We start from the raw sequence: 22,672 nt of genomic DNA on the forward strand, positions 1-22,672 counted from the left end.
CGAGCCTGCTCGCGAAGGCGTCGGCACACTTAACCCATTCATTGCCTGACCCACAGCTTTCGCGAGCAGGCTCGCTCCCACACTGGTTGTGTGCAGTGCTTTCCCGTTCAAGCAGCGCCTTACCACCGCTGCACCCTGCAAATGAACGGCCTCACCTGGCTCCCTCGGCTCAGGTGAATTTCAGGCGCCCTCGGGCGCCTTTTTTTGTCACTCAGGTCAGCGGCCATTCCTGCACAATCCGGTAACGGCCCTTGTGCGATTCGAACAAGGCAAAGCGCTCGGCACGCAGCAAGAACTCAGGCGGCGTGGCGGACTCCGGCTCTGGCGCGCGATAGTCCCGGGCAAGCGTCAGGTGCGGGCGAAACTCGTGCGACGGCTCTTCAAAACCAAATGGCAGCATGGCCTGTTCCAGCGCATAGACCAGGCGCAGCAACGCCTGCGGTGCCTGCTCGGGCGCCAATGACAACACCCCGGCACGGTGCCAGACCTGCACGCGATCCAGCGAAATTTTCAACGCCTCCCCCGGCGTGCGTACCTTGCTGGCGGCCTCGCAGACCTCGCCAATCTGCGCCAACGGCACTGCGCCGAGAAACAGTAACGTCAGATGAAAGTTATCCGCAGGCACTGACTTGCCGGCTCGCAGGCTCAACTCGCTGCGCCACTGAGCAATCGCCTTGCGCTGCGCCGGTGGGCAGTCGAGGGCAAAGAACAGCCGCTTTTCATCCGTCATGGCCTGACTCCTTTAAGGTTCGTGATCGCCGATTCTACCCGTCCCTTTCTGACGACTCGCCACACAAGTCTATAGTTCAAGGATTGCCATCAACCGGAGGACGCCATGCGCGAGATCCTCAGCAAAGAACCGTGGTGGGCCAGACCACCGAGCCCCGGGCAGGATGAAGCCGAACTGGAATGGGGCTGGCTGGTGCATTACAGCGAAGGCGAACCGCGTTTTGAGTTCGTCCGCGAACGGCCAACGGACGAGCAGATACGCAACCGCAAGGGCTGCCGGATAACCCCCTCCTCCGAGTGACCCCGGTTACCCGTAGGAGCTGCGGCACGCTGCGATCTTTTGATCTTGATCTTTCATAACAAAATCAAAAGATCGCAGCCTCGTTTCACTCGACAGCTCCTACAAGGGAATCAAGGTTCAATGAGGTATTTGAACCCGGCGAAGATCATCCGCTGCCCATCGAACGGCATCGGGTTGACGTCCGGTTGCATGCGGGGGTCTTCCATCATTTTCGCCATGCCCGCATCGCGGGTGGCCTTGTCCGGCCAGATCAGCCAGCCCGACGCCACGGTTTCACCGTCCTTGAGTTTGACCGCCATCGGGAACGACGTAACTTTGCCGTCGGGGACATCATCACCCCAGCATTCCGCCACACTCAGGACGCCGTACTCCTTGAAGATTTTTGCCGCGATTTCGGCGTGTTTTTTGTACTGTTCACGATTGGCAGTCGGGACCGGCGCTACAAAAATATCGATGTAAGCCATGTTCATTCTCCTTGTACGGTGGGTTCGATCTGCTGGGTAGTCGATTGCGGCGGCTGCCATTCGACACGATTCACCCCCTGCCCGACCGACGGCTCTTCTCCCCCGCCCAGATTGCGCTCGACCTGCCCGGCCATGTGCAGCGTGCCGGCCATCACGCCGGTGGTCGGGTTTTGCACCAGTTTCAGCCAGGCCTTGTCGAAGGTGTTGCCCAGGCTGCTGCGGATCAGCGCTTCGCTGTCGGGGCGGTCGTTGGCCTGGATAATGGCGCGGATGCCCATCACCCCCACGGAAATCATCGCCCCGGCCAGTTTGCCCGCCGCTGCGGCCACCGCACTGGCCGCGCCGCGCGGGGCCATTTCCGCTTCGATGCGTTGGCTCGCGCGTTTGGCCACGGGCGCCATGCCGGCATCGGTCGAGGCGATGCCTTTGGCGCCGCCGTCGGTGTGAATCTTGTCGATCAACGCGGCGTAGGCCGGCAGCGTGTTCAACGGCTCTGTGCTGATGACTTTATACAACGAGGCATCCCGCGCCGCTGGTGGGCCGAGGGCGATGGCCGGGACTCTCTGCAAGCGACCGTTGAGCTGGGCAACCGGCACGCCGTGACGCTGGGCGATGAGCGGCATTTGCTGGGCCATCAGTTGCGCATAGAACGCCGTGGCCTGACTGAGGATCGCGTCCGGATCGATTTCCACGGCGACCGGCGCGAGCACCTTTTCCTGATATTGATCAAGCAGATACGCCGCCAGCTTTTTGGCCGAAGCGTCCTGCTCACCGCCGGCACTGATCGTGTACCAACTGACCTTCATCGACAGCCATTCCTGGGTCCAGTAGCTGCTGAACCACGGGATGAAATTTTCTTCAGTTTGCTGATAGACGCGAGTGCGCCAATGTTCCATCGAACCACGGGCGAACAGCTTGACCTGCTCGGTGGATTGTTGCGAAGCGCTGACGATCTCGCGGTCGATCCGCTGCCAGGTCGCGGGCGACACCACCACGGCAGGCGCCGTTACCGGGGCCCGCGCCGTAGAGGCACAGCCGGCCAACAGACACAGTGCGGCGACGACCAGCGCGCGCATGTTCACGGTGGGATGTCCTTGAAACGGGAGAGACAGATTTGAGTATAGGTGGGTCAGTCAGAGGTGATGTTGGATGTACCGGCCTCATCGCTGGCAAGCCAGCGATGGGGCCAGCCAAACCACCACAAATCCCGACCATCAATACCGTCGATATTCACCATCGCGACGATTGCCTTCCGCCCACCGGCCGGCGAAGGCACGATTGCACCATCCGAACCACAACGAGGAGTACACATCATGATTCACACCATCGCACTCTCCGTGAGTTTTCCGGTGTTCGGCAGCAACTACTACGAACAACACGTCGTAAACCGCAAGGCGCAGACGTTGGTGTTCAACGAAGATTTCGAAGATCTGCTGATGCCCGCCGCCACTAACCATTTCAGCAATGAAGTGGTCGGCATCAACGATCAGTTCCGTTTTCTGAGCGACATTCTCGCCACCCATTTGCTGGACATCGAGGCCTCAGTGCCTGCGCGATCCCGCGTCCAGGCGAGCGCTCATTTTTCTTGAGAACCGAGGGCGTTCCTTTGCGGGAACGCCCTCTCTTGTTCGATCAGTCGTCATCCCGATCGCGGTGATAGCGACGGCCATCGCGGCGGTCATCGCGGTCATCCCAACGGTTATCCCGACGATCATGGTCGTAATTGCGCCCATGGTCGCGGTCGTAATGCCGGCCGTGGCGGTGATCATCATCAAAGTCCGCAATACAGCCACCCAGCAATACGGCGGCAGTCACGGTCAACAGCATCGTTGTAGCGCGCTTCATTCAATACTTCCCTAAAACCAAGGTTTTGACGACGGAATCGGCCAGCGCTGCCTTCGCCTCCGGGACTCGGTGCGCGCTGCCGCAAATACGACCGGGCAAATCGGCTTTGATTCAGTGCCCGCCCACGACCGTTTATCGCCTCGTCCTGATCGGCCAGACGGCGGCGTAATGCCACCTATACTGCTCCCAACCCATCACCACGCAATGGAACTGCGCCCTCAATAACAAAAAGCAGAGGTGCACCATGGTTTGGCAGCAGATTTACGACCCGTTCGGCAACCCGATGATCTCCACGCTCATGGCCGCGGTGCCGGTGGTCGTGATGCTGGCGGCGCTGGCGTTCTTCCACGTCAAGGCGCATCTGGCCGCCCTGTTGGCGCTGGCTTCGGCCTTGTTGATCTCGATCTTCGCCTTCGGCATGCCGGCGAGCATGGCCGGTTCGGCGGCGTTGTTCGGCGCGGCCAACGGTCTGCTGCCGATTGGCTGGATCGTCCTCAACATCATCTTTCTGCATCGCCTGACCACCGAGAACGGCTCCTTCAAAGTGCTGCAGGATTCACTGGCGCGGATCACCGATGACCGACGCTTGCAGTTGCTGCTGATCGCCTTCTGCTTCGGTGCGTTTTTCGAAGGGGCGGCCGGTTTCGGTACACCGGTGGCAGTGACCGGGGCAATTCTGATTGGTTTGGGCTTCTCACCGCTGGCGGCCTCCGGTCTGGCACTGATTGCCAACACCGCGCCGGTGGCTTTCGGCGCCCTCGGCACGCCGATCATCACCCTGGCCAAAGTCACCGGGCTGGATGAGATGGAGCTGTCGATGATGGTCGGTCGGCAGTTGCCGTTCTTCTCGGTGCTGGTGCCGTTCTGGCTGATCTGGGCCTTTGCCGGCTGGCGCAAGATGCTCGAGATCTGGCCGGCGATTCTGGTGGCCGGTGTCAGTTTCGCCGTGCCGCAATTCCTGGTATCGAACTATCACGGGCCGATGCTGGTGGATGTGATTGCTGCGCTGATTTCCATGGCCAGCCTGACGCTGTTTTTGAAGGTCTGGAAACCGGCGACGATCCATACCTCGGCGGCGCTGTCCGGGCGGGTCGACAATTCCAAAGTCGACGAAGAGAACGTCACCGCCAGCGCAGCGTTCAGCGATCAGGCGCGCCCGGCGGTGATGCGCGCGTGGATGCCGTGGATCATCCTCACCGTATTCGTGTTCGCCTGGGGCACTCAGGGCTTCAAGAATATGTTCGACACCCGCCCTGCCATCGATCCGGTCACGCAATCGGCCAAGCTTGATCCGCAGGGCAAACCGCTGCGCGAGGCCAACCCGATTTTCGCTCCGGCCATCACCTTCACCAATCTGCACCTGCAAATCGAAAAAGTCCCGCCGGTAGTGGCGGCGCCGAAAGCTGAAGAAGCGGTCTACAAGTTCACCTGGCTCACCTCCACCGGCAGCGGCATCCTGCTGGCGGCGATTGTCGGCGGCTTGCTGATGGGCTATTCAATCCCGCAACTGATCAAGCAGTACCTGCGCACGCTGTGGGTGGTGCGGTTTTCGCTGATCACCATCGCGGCGATGCTGGCGCTGGGGTTCCTCACGCGCTACTCGGGGCTGGACGCAACCATGGGCCTGGCGTTTGCGGCGACGGGAATTTTCTACCCGATGTTCGGCACCTTGCTCGGCTGGCTTGGCGTGGCGCTGACGGGCTCGGATACCGCGTCGAACGTGCTGTTTGGCGGCTTGCAACGGGTGACGGCGGAACAGCTCGGGATCAGCCCGGTGCTGATGGCCGCCGCCAATAGCTCCGGTGGGGTTATGGGCAAAATGGTCGATGCGCAGTCGATTGTGGTCGCCTCCACCGCCACCCGATGGTACGGGCATGAGGGTGAGATTCTGCGCTATGTGTTCTTCCATTCGATTGTGCTGGCGATTCTGGTCGGCGGGTTGGTGACGCTGCAGGCGTATGTGGCGCCGTTCACCTACATGGTCGTCGGCGGGCATTAGTTGCACATAACAAAATTTCCAATGTGGGAGCGAGCCTGCTCGCGAAGATGTTCGATGTTCCGACCTCTTCGCGAGCAGGCTCGCTCCCACAAGGGATACTCAGGCTCTGTTGATTCATGAGCCATGTGCATAACTCTATAGCGCAAATCCGCAAAAACCTTTTCCTCCCTCCAGCGGTCACTCCTAGAACGAGACTGGCAAGCATGCCGGCGCGCCCTTATGGGCCATTCGCAACCCTGCCGCCTGATTGAGAGAAAAAGGAATCGAACCATGCCGATTTCCCGACGTAAATTTCTGATCCTCGGCGCCGTGACCGCGACGGCGTTCGCGATGCCCCCCTTTATCAGCCTCAAGGCCTACGCGGCCAATCTGGAGCAACCGGCCATGAGCAAAGTGACCATTCAAGTCAATGGCAAGCCTCAGGCCCTTGAAGTCGACAACCGCACCACACTGCTCGACGCCCTGCGCGAACACCTGCACCTGACCGGCAGCAAAAAAGGCTGCGACCACGGCCAGTGCGGCGCCTGCACCGTGATCGCCGATGGCCGGCGGATCAATTCCTGCCTGACCCTGGCGGTGATGCACGAAGGCAGCGAGATCACCACCATCGAAGGCCTCGGCATGCCGGACAACCTGCACCCGATGCAAGCCGCGTTCATCAAGCACGACGGTTATCAGTGCGGTTACTGCACGCCGGGACAGATCTGTTCGGCGGTGGCGGTCATCCAGGAAATCCGCGATGGCATTCCCAGCCACGCCAGCGCCAGTCTGACCGAGCCGCCGCAACTGATCGCCAGCGAATTCCAGGAACGCATGAGCGGCAATATCTGCCGTTGCGGCGCCTACTCGAACATCATCGAAGCCATCACCGAAGTCGCGGAGGTGCCGGCATGAGAGCGTTCAATTACAGCCGCGCCGACTCCCCCGCCGCAGCCGCAGCACAAGCTGCGCAAGTGGAAGGCGCAAAGTTCATCGCCGGCGGCACCAACTTGCTGGACTTGATGAAACTCGACATCGAAACCCCGCTGCACCTGATCGATATCAATCACCTGGGGCTGGACCAGATCGAAGCCACGCCCGAGGGCGGTTTGCGTATCGGCGCCATGGTGCGCAATACCGATCTGGCCGCCGATGCGCGCGTGCGAAAAGACTACGCCCTGCTCTCCCGCGCCTTGCTTGCCGGTGCTTCCGGGCAGTTGCGCAACATGGCGACCACGGCCGGCAACCTGCTGCAACGCACGCGCTGTCCGTACTTCTACGACACGAATCAAGCCTGCAACAAACGCAATCCCGGCAGTGGCTGCTCGGCGATTGGCGGGGTCAGTCGACAACTGGGGATCATCGGCGTCAGCGATGCCTGCATCGCCACCCACCCAAGCGACATGGCGATTGCGATGCGCGCTCTCGATGCGCAGATTGAAACGGTCAGACCCGATGGCAGCACTCGCAGCATCGCCATGGTCGATTTCCATCAGTTGCCGGGCAACACGCCCAATATTGAAACCAGCCTTACGCCCGGCGAGTTCATCACTGCCGTGACGCTGCCGGCGCCCGTGGGCGGCATCCACGTTTATCACAAGGTGCGTGATCGTTCGTCTTACGCGTTTGCCCTGGTTTCCGTCGGTTTGATCCTGCAAAAGGACGGCAGCGGCCGCATCTCCGTCGGTGGCGTCGCGCCGAAACCATGGCGGGTGGAAGCCGCCGAGGCGTTGCTGCCCAAAGGTGCCAAAGCCGTGAGCGAACGCCTGCTCGACGGCGCCACGCCGACCCACGACAACCAATTCAAACTGACCCTGGTCGAGCGCACACTCGGCTCGGTGCTGGCCCAAGCGAGGGACGAAGCATGAAATTCGACACGCCCGCCACCACCAACCCGATCGACCAATTGAAGGTCATTGGCAAACCCACCGACCGCATCGAAGGCAAACTGAAAACCTGCGGCCAGGCGCCGTACGCTTACGAGCAGCATGAGGCGGTGGCCAATCAGGCTTACGGTTTCATGGTCGGTTCGGCCATCGCCAAGGGCCGCATCAACAACATTGATCTCGACGAGGCGAAAGCCGCCCCCGGGGTTCTGGCCATCGTCACCGCCGCCAATGCCGGCAAACTCGGCAAGGGCCAATACAACTCGGCGCGTCTGCTGGCCGGGCCGGAAATTCAGCACTATCACCAAGCCGTTGCGCTGGTCGTTGCCGAGACTTTTGAACAGGCCCGCGCCGCAGCGCAACTGGTCAAAGTCGATTACGTCACGGCCAAGGGCGAGTTCGATCTGGCCAGCGTTCGCGATCAGGGTGTCGAACAGAAAGAAGAACTGCCAGACGTCAAACACGGGGATTTTGCCACGGCGTTCGCTGCCGCCCCGGTGCAGTTCGACCAGACCTACACCACCCCCGATCAGTCCCACGCGATGATGGAACCGCACGCGACACTGGCCGCGTGGAAAGGCGATCAACTGACCCTGTGGACGTCCAACCAGATGATCGCCTGGAGCGTCGGCGACATCGCCGAAACCCTCGGCCTGCCCAAGGAAAAAGTCCGCTTGATTTCGCCGTACATTGGCGGCGGCTTCGGCGGCAAACTGTTCATCCGCGCCGACGCGATCCTCGCTGCCCTCGGTGCGCGGATGGCCAACCGACCAGTGAAAGTCGCCCTCGCGCGGCCGCAGATCGCCAACAACACCACCCATCGCCCGGCGACCATCCAGCGCATCCGCATGGGCGCCACGGCGGAAGGCAAACTCACGGCCATCGCCCACGAAGGCTGGTCGGGCAATCTGCAAGACGGTAAGGTCGAAGTCGCGGCGCAACCGAGCCAATTGCTCTACGCCGGCGAAAACCGCTTGGTCACCATGCGCCTGGCACCGCTGGATCTGCCCGAAGGCAACGCCATGCGCGCACCGGGCGAAACCCCGGGCCTGATGGCGCTGGAAATCGCCATGGACGAAATGGCCGAACAACTCAAACTCGACCCGGTGCAGTTCCGCATTCTCAACGACACTCAGGTCGACCCGGTGAAAACCGAGCGGCCGTTCTCCCAGCGACAACTGATCGAATGCCTGCAAACCGGTGCCGAGAAGTTCGGCTGGGATAAACGCAACGCAAAACCCGGTTCACGTCGCGAAGGTCGCTGGCTGATCGGCATGGGTGTCGGCGCGGCGATCCGCAACAACCTGCTACTGAAATCCGGCGCGCGGGTGCGGCTGGAGCGTGACGGGAAGATCACCGTGGAAACCGACATGACCGACATCGGCACCGGGAGCTACACGATCATTGCGCAAACGGCGGCCGAGATGATGGGCGTTGGTATCGACGACGTCGTGGTGCGGCTGGGCGATTCGAATTTCCCGGTGTCGGCCGGCTCTGGTGGGCAATTCGGCGCCAACTGCTCGACGGCCGGGGTGTATGCCGCGTGTGTGAAACTGCGTGAGGCGGTGGCCGGCAAATTAGGCATGGCGGCCGGTGAGGCCGAGTTTGTCGACGGTCAGGTACGGCTCGGCAGCAAAAGTGTGCCGTTGCGTCACGCCGCAGAAAATGGCGTGGTGCAAGCGGAGGACAGCATCGAATTCGCTGACCTTGCCAAGCAGTATCAGCAGTCGACGTTTGGCGCGCATTTCGTCGAGGTCGCAGTGGATGCGGCGACGGGCGAAGTGCGTGTGCGGCGGATGCTGGCAGTGTGTGCGGCCGGGCGGATTCTCAACCCCAAATCGGCGCGCAGCCAGGTGATTGGTGCGATGACCATGGGTGTTGGTGCGGCTCTGATGGAAGAGCTGGCAGTGGACAAGAAGCTTGGATTTTTTGTCAATCACGACCTGGCTGGGTATGAGGTGCCGGTGCATGCCGATATTCCGCATCAGGAGGTAATTTTCCTCGATGAGACGGATCCGATTTCTTCGCCGATGAAGGCCAAGGGTGTCGGTGAGTTGGGGATTTGCGGTGTGAGTGCGGCGGTGGCGAATGCGATCTACAACGCCACCGGGGCCAGGGTGCGGGAATATCCGATTACGCTGGACAAGATTCTTTCGTCGTTGCCGGAGATGATCTGACATCTCACCCTGTAGGAGCTGCCGAAGGCTGCGATCTTTTGATCTTTAAAAAGCAAAAGATCGCGGCCTTCGGCAGCTCCTACAAAGGGGTTATTCAGCGCGGGGATACTGCGCCTCGCTGACCTGCTCCATCCACTCCACCACCTTGCCATCCAGCACTTCAGCAATCGCGATATGCGTCATTGCCGTGCTCGGTGCCGCGCCATGCCAATGCTTCACACCCGGCGCAACCCACACCGTATCCCCTGGACGAATTTCGCGAACCGGCTGCCCCCACTCCTGCACATAACCGGCACCTGCGGTGACGATCAACGTCTGCCCCAACGGATGGGTGTGCCACGCTGTGCGGGCACCCGGTTCGAACGTCACCGTGGCGCCACTGACCCGCGCCTGATCCGAGCCTTTGAACGGCGCGTCGACCCGCACAATTCCGGTGAACCAATCCGCCGGGCCGCGGGCCGAAGGTTGTGATCCATTGGGCGTGACGGTCACTCGCGGCGCTTCATTGGCCTGAACATCGCCAGCCAGCAAGGAAAGGGTCAGCGCAGAAGCAGCAATCGGGTTCATGGCGATATCTCCAAAAGTGATGCCTGAACTTTACCGACCATGACTCTTCAGATAATCGACTAGAATTCGAAAAAACTTATGCAGGAAACTCATTAATGCTTCGGGAAAACGCCAGTGACCTGCTCGCCTTCCTCGCCGTGGCGCGTGAGCGCAGCTTCACCAAAGCCGCCGCCAAACTCGGCGTCTCGCAATCGGCGCTCAGCCATACCATCCGCGCCCTCGAAGCACGCCTCGGCCTGCGCCTGCTGACCCGCACCACCCGTAGCGTTTCCCCCACCGAGGCCGGTGAGCACCTGCTGCAAACCGTCGGCCCACGCTTCGAAGAGATCGAGCAGGAGCTGGCGGCCCTGAGCAATTTGCGCGAAACCCCGGCGGGCAAAATCCGCATCAGCGCGACTGACCATTCGCTGGACTGGCTGCTGCGCCCGGTGCTCAAGGAGTTTTTACCGAAGTACCCGGACATCGCCGTCGAAGTCTGTTGCGATTACGGTTTCGTCGACATCGCAGGCCAAGGCTTCGATGCCGGTATACGTCTGGGCGAAGACGTTGCCCAAGGCATGATCGCCACCCGCATCGGCCCGGACATGCGCATGGCCGTGGTCGGTTCGCCCGCCTACTTCGCCAGGCATCCGGCCCCACAAACTCCCCGCGATCTGACCGAACACGCCTGCAACAATCTGCGCCTGCCCACCAACGGCGGGCTGTACACCTGGGAATTTGAAAAGGATAGTGAAAGCCTCAAGGTGCGGGTTTCCGGCCAGATCACCCTGAACGGTGTCTACCCGTTGCTCGACGCCGCACTGGACGGCTTCGGCCTGAGCTATATCCCGGAAAATATCGTCGCGCCGTATCTGGCGGAGGGTCGGCTGGTGCAGGTGATGGAAGACTGGTGCCCGACCTTTGCCGGTTATCACCTCTACTACCCGAGCCGACGCCAGGCGGCGCCGGCATTTGCGTTGTTGCTGGAGGCGTTGCGTTATCGCGGTTGAAATCGGCCTAGCCCACTAAGGCAATCAACTGATGACGCTGCGCATCCGTCAACATCGGCCCGAACCCTGCCTTGACGTTATCGGCCATATACCGTGGATTACCGGTACCCGGAATCACACAAGTAACGGCCGGGTGCGCCAGCAGAAACTTCAGCGCCAGTTGCGGCCAACTGTTGACCTGCACGTCCGACACCCACGCCGGCAGCGGTTTGCCTTTGAGCCGGGCGAGCAAGCCACCGCCGCCGAATGGCCGGTTACAGATCACCGCGACACCGCGCTCACGGCATAGCGGCAGAATGCGTTTTTCCACGCCACGGTCATCAAGGGCGTAGTTGATCTGCAGGAAATCCAGTTGTTCAGTCTTCAGCACCGCTTCAACCTCTTCGTACGCCGAGGGCGTGTAATGGGTGATGCCGATGTAGCGAATGCGCCCTTGCTCCTTCCATTCCCGCAGCGTCGGCAAGTGGGTTTGCCAGTCGAGCAGGTTGTGGATCTGCATCAGGTCGATGCGCTCGGCGCGCAGCAGGCTGAATGACTGCTCCATCTGCGCGATGCCCTCCTTACGTCCGCGCGTCCATACCTTGGTAGCCAGAAACGCCGGTGAGCGCGGTTCGTGGATCGACAGCAGTTCACCGGTGGTTTCTTCGGCGCGGCCATACATCGGCGAGCTGTCGACCACAGTGCCACCCTTGGCGAACAGTTCGTCGAGCACCGCTGGCAGTTGCTTGTAAGCCGGATCGCCAGGGGCGACGTCAAAGCCGCGATACGTGCCCAGCCCCACCATGGGCAGTGGCTCGGCGCTTGATGGGATGACACGAGTCTGCATGGCTTGGCCTCCGGTAGCGGCGGACGATGTGGCAGTGGCCAGCGCCCGATCAAAGGTGAAGACCGCCGACACCCCGGCAGCCAGCGTGAGCAATCGGCGACGGGAGTAACCCTCAGTGTGGCTCATGCTGGTTCCCCTGCTCCGTGGATCTGTTGCACGTTGTGTTCGAACGCTGGCCGCGTGAAGCGCTGGACTACACTGCGACAACGAACCCGCACACCCCGTTAAAAGTAGCCGAATGTCCCGAACCCTGATGTCACTCGTCGCATTGATCGTTGCCGTTTACCTGGCGCTGTGCGCGGCACTGTTCTTTTTTCAGCGCTCGTTGATCTGGTTTCCGCAGCCCAGTGCGGTCAGTGCCACCGATTCGCGGCTGAAACTGTCGATGCCGGATGCCGATATCTGGGTCAACACCCGCGAGCGCGACGGGCCGCGGGCGCTGATCTATTTCGGCGGCAACGCCGAGGACGTGTCGCGCAACCTGCCGGAGTTTGCCCAAGCGTTTCCTGATTACGCGCTGTACCTGCTGAACTACCGGGGGTTTGCCGGCAGCGGCGGTTCACCCTCCGAGGAAGCCATTGCCGAGGATGCGCTGGCGCTGTTCGATCAGGTATCTGCCAGCCATCCGCAGATTGCCGTGGTCGGGCGCAGTCTGGGATCGGGCGTCGCGGTGCGCCTGGCCAGTCAACGACCGGTGCAGCAGTTGATTCTGGTAACGCCCTACAACAGCCTCGAAGAAATCGCCGCGCGGCAATATCCATGGGTGCCGGTGAAGTGGTTGCTCAAGGATCGCTTCGAGTCGGGCAAGTACGCCGCGCATATCCGCGTGCCGACGTTGCTGCTGGCGGCGAGTGATGACGAGGTGATTCCCCGGGTCAGCACCGAGCAGTTGCTGGGCAATTTTCCCAAGGGGGTGGCCGTGCTCAAGGTGGTGCCGGATTCGGGTCATAACTCGATCTCCGAGCGCAGGCAGTATCTGCAGTGGATGGCGGACAGGTTGAATCGTTGAGACCACTGCACGGCAACCCTGTAGGAGCTGCGGCACGCTGCGATCTTTTGATCTTGATCTTAAAAAACAGGATCAAAAGATCGCAGCCTCGTTTCACTCGACAGCTCCTACAGGATTTTGTGTGAGCCGTTGTTCGCGAAGACGCTACCTACTGAACCAAGTCAAAAAACCCCAGTCCTATTCGCGCCGCGTTCTGCGACCAACCCACTCAAGCACCGTCCCTCTCCAGAGCTGCCCGTCCCATGCGCCACGCCGTCCGTTCGTCTCGCTTCGTTTCGTTGTGCCTGCTGATCCTTTCGCCCCTGCTCGCCGAAACTGCCCATGCCGGCGCCGAGCGCCAATTGGTGGCGGCCATCAACGACTACCGTGCCCACCCGCAACGCTGCGATCGGCGTCCCGCGCAACGGCTGGCACCGTTGGCGTTGAAGTCGAACCTGGCCTTGCCGGTCGGCTACCGATATGGCGGCGGCTTGCGTGAAGCGTTGAAGTCTTCCGGGTACTCGGCTGTGGCGGTGCGCAGCATTCGCATTGTCGGGGCGCAGGATGCCGAAGAGGCGTTCGACAGGCTGCAAAGCGACTACTGCGGCGCGTTGCTGGACACTCAATACGCCGACATCGGCATCAGCCGTGCGCGCAGCGAATGGCAAGTAGTGTTGGCGCGACCGGTGCTCGACAGCCGTGTCGGTGATAACCGCAGCGTCGGCAAAGCCCTGCTGGCCGAAGTCAATGCCGCCCGCGCCCGCCCAAGAATGTGTGGACGCCAGCGCTTCGCCGCTGCCCGGCCCTTGAGCTGGAATGCCGCCCTCGGCGCCGCTGCCCAAGGGCACAGCAAGGCCATGGCCTACGGCAACTATTTCGCCCATCGCGATCCGGACGGTGACCTGCCTGCCGATCGCGCCCGCGCCGCCGGCTATCGAGGTCGACAAATTGGCGAAAACATCGCAGCCGGACAGAGTTCACCGGGCAAAGCCATGGCCGGATGGCTGGCCAGCCCTGGCCATTGCGCCAACCTGATGAGCCCGATTTTTACCCAAGTCGGCGCCGGCTTCGCCAGTGAAGCGCGCAGTGATGACGGGGTCTACTGGACGATGCTGTTTGGCGCGCCTTGACGGCCAGCGCCAAGGCCCAGTTTCAACAGTTCCTTGCGCAGAATTGACGGCTGCAGAACAGCCACTCCAGCCTGCCAGTCAAGCGCCAATAGGCTATTAAGCTTTTGCTGACTGACCTCAGGTTGAGCCAGCAAACAGCTTTTGCCGTCACGGATGCCAATGATGTTCAGTAGCCAGTCATCGCCCTGCCCGGCCATCCAGCGATTGATCGCCGGGCGGTGCTGTTGCACAAACGCGTCGGCATCCCACAGCGTCATTTGCGCGAAGATCTTTGGCAGATTGCTCTCGTGCTGCATGCGCTTCAAGTCGGCCGCCAAAGCACCGGCAAGATCTGCTTCGATGCTGGCCTGGCATTCAAGGAAATACTGTTCGGGCCAGTCGGCGCTCAGTTTTGCTCGGGAGGTGAGTTCGACATAGGCGTCGAAGTCTTGCGATGTAGTCATCTGCCCGGTGAAATTCAGCGTGTTATCCAGAATCGCGGTGGCCAATAACGCGGCGCTTGGTTCGCTGATCTGCGTTAACAAACCAGCTGCCAGCCAACGCTGGAAAACCTGAGTAGCAGCGGCGCCTATCGGACGGATATCAGCGGCAGTACCCAGTTTCTGCGCCCAGTAACTTTCGTACCCCGGATGATGGTCGATCACCTCAACCACCTGATCGAGCACCACCAATGGGTCGAAATGGTGATAGTCGGACACGTCGACCAGAACAAATTCGTCGTGCGATTTCGGGGCATAGTCATGCAGACCGGAACCCCAACCGAGTACGGTTTTCGACACGCTGGCGTTGGGTTGCGCGCTACTGACCGCGCGGGCGGGAATGCCTTGCAGGTTGAGCAATTCAGTGTAGGCAATGCAGCAGGCGTAGGCGTCGATATCCAGATAGGCCGCGCCTGAGGTGATGATTTTCATGGGCGGCAACATCGCACGGTTTCATTGCATTTTGGTGACGTAAAAGATCGCAGCCTTCGGCAGCTCCTACACGGGATGTGCATTTCCCGAAGGCTGCGATCTTTTGATCTTCAGGCGGCGACCTTACCTCCCGCCACAGCCGCCGAAGCCGCCAGCATCGCGCGCAACAACACCGCACACCCCGCTGCCAGATCATCCGGCGCGGCGTTTTCGATTTCGTTGTGGCTGATCCCTCCTTCGCACGGCACGAAGATCATTCCGGCCGGGCCGAGTTCGGCGAGGAAGATTGCGTCGTGGCCGGCGCCGCTGACGATGTCCATGTGCGACAGGCCCAGGCCTTTGGCGGCGCCACGCACAGCGTCTACGCAGCCCTTTTCGAAGTACAGCGGTGGGAAGTCGGCCGTCGGCGTCAGTTCATAGGTCAGGCCATGCTCTTCGCAAGTCGCGTCGATGACCTGTTTCACTTCGGCGATCATCGAGTCCAGGCGTGCCGGTTCCAGATGCCGGAAGTCGAGGGTCATGCGCACCTCGCCGGGGATGACGTTGCGCGAGCCGGGATAGGCTTGCAGGCAACCGACGGTGCCGCAGGCATGGGGCTGATGGCCAAGGGCGGCGCGGTTGACCGCACCGACGATGACTGAGGCGCCGACCAGGGCATCTTTGCGCAAGTGCATCGGGGTCGGGCCGGCATGCGCTTCGACGCCGCGCAGCTTGAGGTCGAACCACTTCTGCCCCAATGCGCCGAGCACCACGCCGATGGTTTTCTGTTCGTCTTCGAGGATCGGGCCTTGCTCGATGTGCGCCTCGAAATAAGCGCCGACCTTGTGCCCGCTAACCTTGCGCGGGCCGGCATAGCCGATGGCATTGAGCGCTTCGCCAACGGTGACGCCATCGGCATCGACTTTGGCCAGCGTTTCTTCGAGGGTGAATTTTTCCGCGAACACGCCGGAGCCCATCATGCACGGGGCGAAGCGCGAGCCTTCTTCGTTGGTCCACACCACCACTTCCAGCGGTGCTTCGGTTTCCACGCCGAGGTCATTGAGGGTACGCAGCACTTCGACGCCGGCCAGTACGCCGAAGCAGCCGTCGAATTTGCCGCCGGTGGGTTGGGTGTCGATGTGGCTGCCGGTCATCACCGGCGGCAGGTTCGGATTACGCCCAGGCCGGCGGGCGAAGATGTTGCCGACTTCGTCGATCGTGACGCTGCATCCGGCGTCCTTGCACCATTGCACGAACAGGTCGCGGGCCTGGCGGTCGAGGTCGGTCAGGGCCAGGCGACAGACCCCGCCCTTGACCGTAGCGCCAAGTTTGGCCAGTTCCATCAGCGACGCCCAGAGGCGGTCGCGGTTGATGTGCTGATGGGTCGATTGCAGAACGTCTACGGCTGCGTTCATGGGGATCTCCTCAGTGTTGATGCCGATAGTTCCCACGCTCTGCGTGGGAACTCATCCATGGACGCTCTGCGTCCGCTGTTGGGACGCAGAGCGTCCCGGGCTGCATTCCCACGCAGAGCGTGGGAACGATCATTACGAAGGCGCTTTAGCCATCGCCGGGTTACCGCGCATCACGCATAACCCGTAATAAATAATTCCGCCCAGCGCCGAGCCGGTAAACCAGCCGTAGCTGTAGAACCAGCTGAACGCATCGCTTCCAAGCGACAGCAAGGTCAACACCACCGGCACGCCGAACGCGAGAAAACCGGCCCAGTTCCACGCCGGATACACGTCGTCGCGGTACAACCCGGCCAGATCCAGTTGCTGTTTCTTGATCAGGAAATAGTCGACCACCATGATCCCGGCAATCGGCCCGAGCAGACTCGAATAACCCAGCAGCCAATTCGAATACACGGTTTCCAGACTCACATCTGAGACGATCAGCCCGAGCTTTTTCAGTAGCTCATGCCCCATCAACACCAACCCGACAACGCCGGTCAGCAGCACGGCTTTGGTGCGGTTGATGACCTTGGGCGCGATGTTCTGGAAGTCGTTGGTCGGCGAGACAATGTTGGCGGCGGTGTTGGTCGACAGCGTGGCGATGATGATCAGCGCCATGGCCACCGCGACCCACACCGGGCTCTGGATATGGCCGATCAGGCTGACCGGATCAGAAACGGTCACGCCCACCAGTTTCACCGAAGCCGCGGTCATGATCACGCCGAGGGACGCGAACAGGAACATGGTCAGCGGCAGGCCGAAGATCTGCCCGAGGATTTGATCCTTCTGGCTTTTGGCGTAGCGACTGAAGTCAGGAATGTTCAGCGACAGCGTGGCCCAGAAGCCGACCATCGCCGTCAGCCCGGCAGCGAAGTAACTGACCACGCTTGCGCCTTCAGGACGTTTCGGCGGGATCGCCAGCAACTCGGTCATCGACACATTGGGCATCGCCCACACCAGCAACCCGATGCCGACTGCCACCAGCAACGGCGCGGACAGGGTTTCGAGCCACTTGATCGACTCGGCGCCGCGAATCACCACCCACAGGTTCAACGCCCAGAAGATCATGAAGCCAATCACCTCCCCCGTGCCGCCAAGGGATTTCCAGCCATCGAAAATAGAGCCCAGAAACAGGTGAATCGCCAGCCCGCCAAACATCGTCTGAATGCCGAACCAGCCACACGCCACCAGCGCGCGAATCAGGCACGGCACGTTGGAACCGAGAATGCCGAACGATGAGCGCAGCAGAACCGGGAACGGAATGCCGTATTTGGTGCCGGGAAAGGCGTTGAGCGTCAGGGGGATGAGCACAATGAGGTTGGCAAACAGAATCGCCAGCAGCGCCTCGCCGACGGTCAGGCCGAAGTACGCCGTCAGCACGCCGCCGAGGGTGTAGGTCGGCACGCAGATCGACATGCCGACCCACAGCGCGGTGATGTGCCATTTGTTCCAGGTTCGTTCGCGCACCTTGGTCGGTGCCATGTCGTGGTTGTAACGGGGACTGTCGAGGACGTCGCTGCCGGCTTCAAGCTCAAACAAGCCGTCGCGCTCGGTCACTTGCGATCTGATCTGTTGCATGGCCGCTCCACTGTTCTTCTGATTATTTTTTGCTCATCAGGCGGCTGCACATGACGGTGCGAGCCGGACGATGGCCGGAGGAACTGACAACTTTCATGCACCGGCCATGGTGTCAGCGGCGGCATCAATAAACGTGCCGGGTGCCGCTCTGAACGCTTGGGCCGTGCATTAAACGCTTTGCAACTTTCTGATATTTATCAGTTTTAATTATTGACCGGATGAGTCTTCGAAAACTTGTCTGAACGCTCAGGCTTAACGCCGGGCAAGTTGTCCGAACTGTCAGGACTCAAACTGGTGCACTGCACTTTTTTTCTTCCTTGGCGATCGACCGCAGCTCAACTTCAAGCGGCTGATTTCACATAGGAAATCTTGCTCATATTTCCATCCTGTCAAGTGCGTCAAAATGGTGAGCAGCCTCACCATTTTGGTGATTTTCTATTTTTATCGTTGTTTTTCAACAACTTAAAACAGTCATAAGCTTATAAAAAATAATCTTGATCTATTGCAAAACTGCGACTAGTTTCTATTCCTGACAGCGCTGACAGGAATACGCCCTTCACCGCCGTACATCAATAAAACATTTAGAACCGACACCAGTCGGTCATGCCTGCGAGGAACTCGGAATGTCTCTGTTGATCCGTGGCGCCACCGTTATTACCCATGATGAAAGTTATCGCGCCGACGTCTATTGCGCCGACGGCGTGATCAAAGCCATTGGTGAAAACCTCGATATTCCCGCCGGTGCCGAAGTGCTCGACGGCAGCGGTCAATACCTGATGCCTGGCGGCATCGATCCACACACTCACATGCAACTCCCGTTCATGGGCACCGTGGCCAGCGAAGACTTCTTCAGCGGCACCGCTGCGGGTCTGGCCGGGGGCACCACATCGATCATCGACTTTGTGATTCCCAATCCGCAGCAGTCGTTGATGGAAGCGTTTCATCAGTGGCGCGGCTGGGCGGAGAAATCCGCATCGGACTATGGCTTTCACGTCGCAATCACCTGGTGGAGCGAACAGGTGCGCGAGGAAATGGCCGAACTGGTCAGCCATCACGGCATCAACAGCTTCAAGCATTTCATGGCCTACAAGAATGCGATCATGGCCGCCGATGACACGCTGGTAGCGAGCTTCGAGCGTTGTCTGGAACTCGGCGCCGTACCGACGGTGCATGCGGAAAACGGCGAGCTGGTTTATCACCTGCAACGCAAATTGATGGCCCAGGGCATCACCGGGCCGGAAGCGCATCCGCTGTCGCGTCCTTCGCAGGTTGAAGGTGAAGCGGCGAGCCGGGCCATTCGTATCGCCGAAACCATTGGCACGCCGCTGTATCTGGTACACGTTTCGACCAAGGAAGCTCTCGACGAGATCACCTACGCGCGCAGCAAGGGTCAACCGGTTTACGGCGAAGTCCTGGCCGGGCATCTGCTGCTCGATGACAGCGTCTACCAACACCCGGACTGGCAGACCGCCGCCGGTTACGTGATGAGCCCGCCGTTCCGCCCGCGCGGGCATCAGGAAGCGCTGTGGCACGGTTTGCAAAACGGCAATCTGCACACCACCGCGACCGATCACTGCTGCTTCTGCGCCGAACAAAAAGCCGCCGGGCGCGACGACTTCAGCAAGATTCCCAACGGCACCGCCGGCATCGAAGACCGCATGGCGGTGCTGTGGGATGAAGGCGTCAACAGCGGCCGCTTTTCGATGCAGGACTTCGTCGCCCTCACCTCCACCAACACCGCGAAGATCTTCAACCTCTATCCGCGCAAAGGTGCGATCCGGGTCGGCGCCGATGCCGATCTGGTGCTGTGGGACCCGCAAGGCACCCGCACGATTTCCGCCAAGACCCACCATCAGCAGGTGGACTTCAACATCTTCGAAGGCAAGACCGTGCGCGGCGTGCCGAGCCACACCGTCAGCCAGGGCCGAGTGGTCTGGGCCGATGGCGACCTGCGTGCCGAGCGCGGGGCCGGACGCTACATCGAACGGCCGGCGTATCCGGCGGTGTTTGATTTGCTGAGCAAGCGGGCTGAATTGCACAAGCCTACTGCTGTGAAACGCTGAAATCCCGGCCTTCGGCCTTCGCGAGCAGGCTCGCTCCCACATTTGAAATGCATTCCCCTGTGGGAGCGAGCCTGCTCGCGAAGAGGCCCTCCCTAACGACACAAAAACCACTGCCCATCAGAGGCAGAGCACCTCAATAACCGTGAGGCAAAAAACCGTGATCGAGACCCTGAACCATCTCCCGCATCCGCACGAAAGCGCGGCCGCCCTCGCCGGCCATTTCACCGATCTGGCACCGCCGCTCAACGCTCGGCAGGCGCATCTGGAAGCCTCGCGCTGCCTGTATTGCTACGACGCGCCGTGCGTCAATGCGTGCCCGAGCGAGATCGACATCCCTTCGTTCATCCGCAATATCCATCAGGACAACGTGCCCGGTGCTGCGCAGAAAATCCTTTCGGCGAACATCCTTGGCGGCAGTTGCGCGCGAGTCTGTCCCACTGAAATCCTTTGCCAGCAAGCCTGCGTGCGCAACAACGCCCAGGAATGCGCGCCAGTGCTGATCGGCCTGTTGCAGCGCTACGCCGTGGACAACGCGAATTTCACTGAACACCCATTCCAGCGCGCCGCTAACACTGGCAAACGCATCGCCGTGGTCGGCGCCGGGCCGGCGGGTCTGTCCTGCGCGCACCGCAGCGCCATGCACGGGCATGACGTGGTGATTTTCGAAGCGCGGGAGAAGGCTGGCGGCCTGAATGAATACGGGATCGCCAAGTACAAACTGGTCGACGACTACGCGCAGAAGGAACTGGATTTTCTCCTGCAAATCGGCGGTATCGAAATCCGTCACGGACACAAACTCGGCGACAACCTGACCCTCAGCGAATTGCATCAGCAGTTCGACGCCGTGTTCCTCGGCCTCGGTCTCAACGCCAGCAAGCAACTTGGTCTGGCTCACGAAGACGCTCCCGGCCTGCTCGCCGCCACTGACTACATCCGCGAACTGCGCCAGGCCGATGACTTGACGCAACTGCCACTGGCCGAGCGTTGCATCGTCCTCGGCGCCGGTAACACCGCGATCGACATGGCCGTGCAAATGGCGCGTCTGGGTGCCCGCGATGTCAATCTGGTGTATCGCCGTGGTGCGGCGGACATGGGCGCCACCGCTCACGAGCAAGACATCGCCAAGGCCAATCAGGTACGTCTGTTGACCTGGGCACAACCGGAGGAGGTTTTGCTCGACGAACAGGGCAAGGTGCGCGGCATGCGTTTCGCCCGTACCGATCTGGTCGACGGTCGCCTGCAAACCTCCGGGGAAACCTTCGAACTGGCCGCTGATGCGATCTTCAAAGCCATCGGTCAGGCCTTCGATGGCAGCGCCCTCGCCGACCCGTTGGCGCGTGAACTCAAGCGTCAGGGCGAGCGGATTCAGGTCGACGAAAATCTGCGCACGAGCATCCCCGGTGTGTACGCCGGCGGTGATTGCACCAGCCTCGATCAGGACCTCACCGTGCAAGCGGTGCAGCACGGCAAACTGGCCGCCGAGGCCATCAACGCTCAACTGATGCTCAACGTGGAGGCTGCGTAAATGGCCGATCTCTCGATAGTCTTCGCCGGCATCAAAGCGCCCAATCCGTTCTGGCTGGCCTCCGCGCCGCCGACCGACAAAGCCTACAACGTGGTTCGTGCCTTCGAGGCCGGCTGGGGTGGCGTGGTCTGGAAAACCCTGGGTGAAGACCCGGCGGCGGTCAACGTCTCTTCGCGCTACTCGGCGCACTACGGTAACAACCGAGAAGTGCTGGGCATCAACAACATCGAGCTGATCACCGACCGCTCGCTGGAGATCAACCTGCGTGAAATCACCCAGGTGAAAAAGGACTGGCCGGATCGCGCCCTCATCGTTTCACTGATGGTGCCGTGCGTCGAAGAGTCGTGGAAACACATCCTGCCGCTGGTGGAAGCCACCGGTGCCGATGGCATCGAACTGAATTTCGGCTGCCCCCACGGCATGCCTGAACGCGGCATGGGCGCGGCGGTCGGTCAGGTGCCGGAGTACGTCGAGCAAGTGACGCGCTGGTGCAAGACCTACTGCTCGCTGCCAGTGATCGTCAAACTGACGCCGAACATCACCGACATCCGCGTCGCCGCTCGCGCCGCGCATCGGGGTGGCGCCGATGCGGTGTCGCTGATCAACACCATCAACTCGATCACCAGCGTCGACCTGGAACACATGGTCGCCCTGCCCACCGTCGGCAGCAAAAGCACCCACGGCGGTTACTGCGGTTCAGCGGTCAAACCGATTGCGCTGAACATGGTCGCGGAAATCGCTCGTGATCCGCAGACCCAAGGTTTACCGATCTGCGGGATCGGCGGCATCGGCAGTTGGCGCGATGCGGCGGAATTCATGGCACTGGGCAGCGGCGCGGTGCAGGTGTGCACGGCGGCGATGCTGCATGGCTTCCGTATTGTCGAGGAGATGAAGGATGGCCTGTCACGCTGGATGGACAGTCAGGGCTACGCCAACATTGCCGAGTTTTCCGGACGCGCCGTGGGCAACACCACGGACTGGAAGTATCTGGATATCAACTATCAGGTGATCGCGAAGATTGATCAGGAGGCGTGCATCGGTTGCGGGCGTTGCCACATTGCCTGCGAAGACACTTCACATCAGGCGATCAGTAGCCTGAAGCAAGCAGACGGGACGCATAAATACGAAGTGATCGATGACGAGTGTGTGGGCTGCAATTTGTGTCAGATCACCTGTCCGGTGGCTGATTGCATCGAGATGGTGCCGATGGAGACGGGCAAGCCGTTTCTGGATTGGAATCATGATCCGAGGAATCCCTACCATGTAGCTCTCTGACTGATCG

The 22,672-nt window shown here is 60.9% G+C and carries 21 protein-coding genes; 12 read left to right on the forward strand and 9 right to left on the reverse strand.

Annotated elements, in window-relative coordinates; genetic code table 11:
* Positions 1-211: 211 nt before the first annotated feature.
* Positions 212-730: an RNA 2',3'-cyclic phosphodiesterase gene (gene thpR, locus ACA074_RS16325; RefSeq protein WP_187680496.1), complete on the reverse strand. Its 519-nt coding sequence runs from the start codon at positions 728-730 to the stop codon at positions 212-214.
* A 105-nt stretch (positions 731-835) separates the two neighbouring features.
* On the opposite strand from thpR, the gene ACA074_RS16330 reads away from it, so the two are divergent.
* A complete protein-coding gene (locus ACA074_RS16330) occupies positions 836-1,030 on the forward strand; it encodes a hypothetical protein (protein ID WP_187680495.1) in 195 nt (64 codons plus the stop codon).
* A gap of 110 nt (positions 1,031-1,140) precedes the next feature.
* On the opposite strand, the gene ACA074_RS16335 is transcribed toward ACA074_RS16330, so the two are convergent.
* On the reverse strand, positions 1,141-1,494 hold the full coding sequence (locus ACA074_RS16335; protein WP_187680494.1) for a DUF1428 domain-containing protein: 354 nt from the start codon (positions 1,492-1,494) through the stop codon (positions 1,141-1,143).
* 2 nt (positions 1,495-1,496) lie between these two features.
* Positions 1,497-2,576, reverse strand: coding sequence for a hypothetical protein (locus ACA074_RS16340; protein ID WP_497677386.1), 1,080 nt, complete (start codon positions 2,574-2,576; stop codon positions 1,497-1,499).
* A gap of 231 nt (positions 2,577-2,807) precedes the next feature.
* Here ACA074_RS16340 and ACA074_RS16345 point away from each other — a divergent pair, with 231 nt between their 5' ends.
* Positions 2,808-3,083 carry a hypothetical protein gene (locus ACA074_RS16345; protein WP_305438430.1) on the forward strand — a complete coding sequence of 92 codons (276 nt, stop codon included), beginning with the start codon at positions 2,808-2,810 and terminating at the stop codon, positions 3,081-3,083.
* A gap of 43 nt (positions 3,084-3,126) precedes the next feature.
* Here ACA074_RS16345 and ACA074_RS16350 read toward each other — a convergent pair whose 3' ends face one another.
* Complete coding sequence (locus ACA074_RS16350) at positions 3,127-3,339, reverse strand: hypothetical protein (RefSeq protein WP_497677387.1); 213 nt, start codon at positions 3,337-3,339, stop codon at positions 3,127-3,129.
* Positions 3,340-3,583: 244 nt separating this feature from the next.
* Here ACA074_RS16350 and ACA074_RS16355 point away from each other — a divergent pair, with 244 nt between their 5' ends.
* The 4 genes from ACA074_RS16355 (at position 3,584) to paoC (ending at position 9,380) form a co-directional block, all read left to right on the forward strand.
* Positions 3,584-5,338 carry an L-lactate permease gene (locus ACA074_RS16355; protein ID WP_497677388.1) on the forward strand — a complete coding sequence of 585 codons (1,755 nt, stop codon included), beginning with the start codon at positions 3,584-3,586 and terminating at the stop codon, positions 5,336-5,338.
* A gap of 270 nt (positions 5,339-5,608) precedes the next feature.
* Positions 5,609-6,232, forward strand: coding sequence for an aldehyde dehydrogenase iron-sulfur subunit PaoA (gene paoA, locus ACA074_RS16360; RefSeq protein WP_401264441.1), 624 nt, complete (start codon positions 5,609-5,611; stop codon positions 6,230-6,232).
* A complete protein-coding gene (locus tag ACA074_RS16365; protein WP_497677389.1) occupies positions 6,229-7,185 on the forward strand; it encodes an FAD binding domain-containing protein in 957 nt (318 codons plus the stop codon). Before paoA ends, ACA074_RS16365 begins: the two co-directional genes overlap by 4 nt.
* Entirely contained in the window at positions 7,182-9,380 is a 2,199-nt protein-coding gene (gene paoC, locus ACA074_RS16370; RefSeq protein WP_497677390.1) for an aldehyde oxidoreductase molybdenum-binding subunit PaoC, read from the forward strand. The genes ACA074_RS16365 and paoC overlap by 4 nt, the downstream gene beginning before the upstream one ends.
* A gap of 90 nt (positions 9,381-9,470) precedes the next feature.
* Here paoC and ACA074_RS16375 read toward each other — a convergent pair whose 3' ends face one another.
* Positions 9,471-9,947, reverse strand: a complete 477-nt coding sequence (locus ACA074_RS16375) for a (R)-mandelonitrile lyase (RefSeq protein ID WP_497677391.1) — start codon at positions 9,945-9,947, stop codon at positions 9,471-9,473.
* Between the two features lie 95 nt (positions 9,948-10,042).
* Here ACA074_RS16375 and ACA074_RS16380 point away from each other — a divergent pair, with 95 nt between their 5' ends.
* Positions 10,043-10,936 (forward strand): LysR family transcriptional regulator, encoded by an 894-nt coding sequence (locus ACA074_RS16380; RefSeq protein WP_187681182.1) that lies wholly within the window; start codon positions 10,043-10,045, stop codon positions 10,934-10,936.
* Positions 10,937-10,943: 7 nt separating this feature from the next.
* On the opposite strand, the gene ACA074_RS16385 is transcribed toward ACA074_RS16380, so the two are convergent.
* Entirely contained in the window at positions 10,944-11,888 is a 945-nt protein-coding gene (locus ACA074_RS16385; protein WP_489880966.1) for an aldo/keto reductase, read from the reverse strand.
* A 112-nt stretch (positions 11,889-12,000) separates the two neighbouring features.
* Here ACA074_RS16385 and ACA074_RS16390 point away from each other — a divergent pair, with 112 nt between their 5' ends.
* Complete coding sequence (locus ACA074_RS16390; protein WP_497677392.1) at positions 12,001-12,771, forward strand: alpha/beta hydrolase; 771 nt, start codon at positions 12,001-12,003, stop codon at positions 12,769-12,771.
* A gap of 242 nt (positions 12,772-13,013) precedes the next feature.
* Positions 13,014-13,880 (forward strand): CAP domain-containing protein, encoded by an 867-nt coding sequence (locus ACA074_RS16395; protein ID WP_497677393.1) that lies wholly within the window; start codon positions 13,014-13,016, stop codon positions 13,878-13,880.
* On the opposite strand, the gene ACA074_RS16400 is transcribed toward ACA074_RS16395, so the two are convergent.
* From ACA074_RS16400 to ACA074_RS16410, 3 genes are all read right to left on the reverse strand, one after another.
* Positions 13,850-14,791, reverse strand: coding sequence for a DHH family phosphoesterase (locus tag ACA074_RS16400; RefSeq protein WP_497677394.1), 942 nt, complete (start codon positions 14,789-14,791; stop codon positions 13,850-13,852). The two genes, ACA074_RS16395 and ACA074_RS16400, sit on opposite strands and share 31 nt — an antisense overlap.
* A gap of 110 nt (positions 14,792-14,901) precedes the next feature.
* Positions 14,902-16,185 carry a Zn-dependent hydrolase gene (locus tag ACA074_RS16405; protein WP_497677395.1) on the reverse strand — a complete coding sequence of 428 codons (1,284 nt, stop codon included), beginning with the start codon at positions 16,183-16,185 and terminating at the stop codon, positions 14,902-14,904.
* Between the two features lie 132 nt (positions 16,186-16,317).
* Positions 16,318-17,802, reverse strand: a complete 1,485-nt coding sequence (locus ACA074_RS16410) for an NCS1 family nucleobase:cation symporter-1 (RefSeq protein WP_489880970.1) — start codon at positions 17,800-17,802, stop codon at positions 16,318-16,320.
* A gap of 623 nt (positions 17,803-18,425) precedes the next feature.
* Here ACA074_RS16410 and hydA point away from each other — a divergent pair.
* The 3 genes from hydA (at position 18,426) to preA (ending at position 22,665) form a co-directional block, all read left to right on the forward strand.
* Entirely contained in the window at positions 18,426-19,865 is a 1,440-nt protein-coding gene (gene hydA, locus ACA074_RS16415; RefSeq protein WP_401264421.1) for a dihydropyrimidinase, read from the forward strand.
* Between the two features lie 157 nt (positions 19,866-20,022).
* Complete coding sequence (locus tag ACA074_RS16420; RefSeq protein WP_497677396.1) at positions 20,023-21,390, forward strand: NAD(P)-dependent oxidoreductase; 1,368 nt, start codon at positions 20,023-20,025, stop codon at positions 21,388-21,390.
* A complete protein-coding gene (preA, locus tag ACA074_RS16425) occupies positions 21,391-22,665 on the forward strand; it encodes an NAD-dependent dihydropyrimidine dehydrogenase subunit PreA (protein ID WP_187681190.1) in 1,275 nt (424 codons plus the stop codon).
* Positions 22,666-22,672: the final 7 nt, after the last annotated feature.

The organism is Pseudomonas sp. LBUM1655 (assembly GCF_059716085.1).